The sequence below is a fragment of the Streptomyces aurantiacus JA 4570 genome (genome assembly GCF_000414115.1).
GTDB lineage: Bacteria > Actinomycetota > Actinomycetes > Streptomycetales > Streptomycetaceae > Streptomyces > Streptomyces aurantiacus_A.
The window spans coordinates 1-3,122 of sequence record NZ_AOPZ01000546.1; the positions used below are offsets into that span (position 1 = coordinate 1).

The window sequence follows — 3,122 nt, forward strand, 5'->3', positions numbered from 1 at the left end:
CGACGCTCCCGCCCCGGACGGCCCGCCCGCCGCGCCTCCCGCGAGCTGCTCCGCCCGCGCCAGGTGCCGCTGCGCCTCCGCGAGCCGCGTGCGGGACTCGCTGCCCACCGCCCCGCGATGCGTGGTGACGTGGTCCGTGGCCGCCGCGACGGCGCTGCGGGCGGTGAGCAGGGCCTGGTCGAGCAGGGAGCGGGCGCGCTCCTCGGTGTTCTCGCGTTCGCGCGCGCCGGACAGGGCCGCGTCCAGCGCGGCGTCCGCCTCCTCCACCCGGCGCAGGGCGTCGATCGGGTCGTACGGGCCCGCGGCGAGCGCCGGCCGCACCTCGCCGCCTCCACCCTGGCCACGCGCCCGCGCAGCTCGGCCGTCGGCACGCCCTCGCCGGTGCCGCCCAGCAGCCCGCGCGCCTCCGCCAGGTCGGCCTCCGCCTCGCCGAGGGCGCCCGGCAACCGCTGTGCCGCCTGGGCGAGTTCACCGGCCAGGCGCTCCACGGCCGCCAGGAACGTGCCGGCCTGGTCGACGGCTCCCTCGGCCGCGCGGAGGTGCACGGCGGCCCGGCCGTTGTCGGCGGCGCCGACGGCTTCGCGCGCCTGATGCAGATGGGTGGTGGCGAACACGAGCCGGTCCTTGGCCTGCTCGACATGGCCGACGACCGCCTCGCTCGCCCCGGGCGCGTACGTGGTCCGCAGCTCCTTGAGCGTGCGCTCGGCGTCGATGGTGCGGGCGCTGACCCGCCGGAACGCCGTCTCGGCCTGGTCGACCGCGGCCGGTGCGTCGCGTTCGAGGGCGCGCAGCTGGTCGAAGGCGGCGGCCTCGGCGTCCAGGCGGCGGCCCGCCTCCGTGCAGCGCGCGACGATCTCGTCCAGCATGCGGCGCCGCGTCGCGTCGTCCTCGGGGTAGGCGTCGTCGAGGCGCTGCCGCAGCCGGAACGCCGCCGTCAGTTCGTCGCGCGCGGACGCGAGGGCGTCCGTGAAGGGCCGCACGGCTTCGTCACCGAACTGCGCGGTGGCGAAGCCGAGTTCCTCGGTGCTGGTGCGCACGGCGTCGTCGGTCTCCACCAGCAGGGCCTTGGCCCGGGCGTCGAGTTCGGGCAGCGGCGCGAGTCCGGGCCCGGCGCCCGACCCCGGTGTCGTACGGGAGGTGAAGCGCCGCTTGCGGCGCCGGTACGCGGCGAGGCCGAAGGCACCCGCGACCCCCGCCGCGAGCACCGGGAGCACCAGGTCGCCCGCCACCCCGTCGTCACCGCCGCCCCCGCTCCCGGCCCCCGGATCGGCCTCGCCCGGAGTGATGGCAGGCGTCGGCACGGCCCGCCCGTCGAGCACCGCGGCGTACCCGTCCGCGGCGCCCACCGCCGCCCCCGCCCAGTCGCTTCGGCGCAGGGCGGGCTCGACGGCGTCCGCGGCCACCTCCCGCAGCTGGGCGTCGGTGAGCCGCGCGTCGTCGTCGACGGAGTACGCGTACTGCCGGTCGCGGGTGGCCACGGCGAGCAGCACGTCGTCGAGCCCGAGCCCGTTCCGCTCGGCCGTGGCGTCGGCCCAGCCCTGCGCGGACCGGCCGGAGAAGTCGCGTACGTACACGACGAACAACTGGATCCGCTGCTCGTCGTAGAGCCGGTCGAGCGCGGTGGTGACGGCTTCGCGCCGGTCTCCGAGGGCGCCGGTCCGGTCGGTGATCTGGCCGTCGCGGTCGAGCGGCACCGGATCGTCGGCGGGCACGGCGCGCGTGCGGGGCGCGGCGGGCAGGGCGGACGCCGTGGGCACCGAGGGCGCCGACAGCGGGAGCCAGCACCAGAGGAGCAGCACGGCGGCCGCCGCCCGCGCGGCTATGTGCGACGGGGCGCGGGAGGACGGCGTCACATTTGGCAGCGTATGGCCGCCTATGGGAGCCCGCGACCGGGGCGCGGGCCGCCCCGACCGGGGGAGGAGCCGCCGTCACCGCTACGGCCGCACGAACCGGACCTCGTGGAACCGGTCCGAAGGACCGTCCAGGAGGTGATCGTCCCGGCCGCCGAGCCCGCGGTCGAAGAACGAGACCACGTACGCGCGCTGGGCGGCCGTGGCGCGCGCCGGGTCGACCGTGCCGATGTTCTTCTCGATCACGTCGCGGCCCACTTCGGCCTGCGGCAGGATCGCGGCCAGGTCGGTGTACGTCTGGTGCTTCGCGCCGCGCAGGTTCAGGTCCCGCTTCCAGCCGGGGCTGTGCTTCCAGAAGGAGCCCCAGGAAGGCTCGCTGGTGTGGTCGCTGCCGTCCCGCCCCATCAGCAGGAACGGCCGCTGGTCCAGGCCGTGCCGGGCGACGGGCGTGAGGTTGGTGCCCTTGGGCTCGGAGTTGTGCTCCAGGGTGCCGTCCAGATCGACGCCCGCCTTCACGCGCCTGTCCTCGTACATCGTCTCGGCGGCGGCCATCCCGCCCGCCGAATGCCCGACCATGCCGACGCGCTCGCGGTCGACCGCCTCGCCCAGGCCGTGCGGCAGCGAGCCGAGCCGGTCGAGCACGAACCTGTCGTCGGCGACGCGGGTGTCGAGCACCTTCTTCATGAGCTGCGGCAGCTTCTCCTGCGGGGTCTGCGCGAGCGCGTCAAGCAGCGGCTTGTTGTCCTTCACCGAGCCGTCGGGGAACTGCACGCCCGGCGACTCGTAGGTGTGGTCGACCGTGACGACGACATAGCCGCGGCTCGCCAGCTCCTCGACGAGCGCCGTGCCCCAGGTACGGGGGTCGCCCGCGCCCGCGGTGTACACGAGCACCGGCAGCTTCCCGCCGCGCGCGGCCCCCTTGTCGAGGGGCGCCTTCTCGCGCGCGTGCGCCCGCATGCCCGCCCAGTCGACGGCGCCCTTGGGGATGCCGTGCGGCGCGCCGGCGTTCCAGCGCGCGGCGGCGCCCTTCGCCATGTACGGCGCGGCGCCGTGCCCGCCGGACGCCCGCGCCGGGTACCAGACGCTCACCATCAGTTCCCGGTACGGCACCGACGTGACCCAGGGGTCGTGCCGGGAGCGGTCGACCAGGCGGGTGGAGAACGTACCGATGGCGTGCGGCCCGGTGGGCGCGGGCAGTGCGGCCCGCACCCCGCCCGCCGCCGGGGCGCCGCCCGCGTCCTGTGCGGACACCGGCGCGGCGGCCCCGGCCGC

1 protein-coding gene and 1 pseudogene are annotated in these 3,122 nt (G+C 76.8%); both read right to left on the bottom strand.

Going from position 1 to position 3,122, the window contains the following annotated elements:
• Nucleotides 1–1,799: pseudogene (locus STRAU_RS37920) on the bottom strand (TPM domain-containing protein); the annotation flags it as partial.
• A 135-nt stretch (nt 1,800–1,934) separates the two neighbouring features.
• Nucleotides 1,935–3,122 (bottom strand): alpha/beta hydrolase family protein (locus STRAU_RS37925; protein ID WP_037664617.1); only part of this gene is annotated, 1,188 nt, incomplete at its 5' end.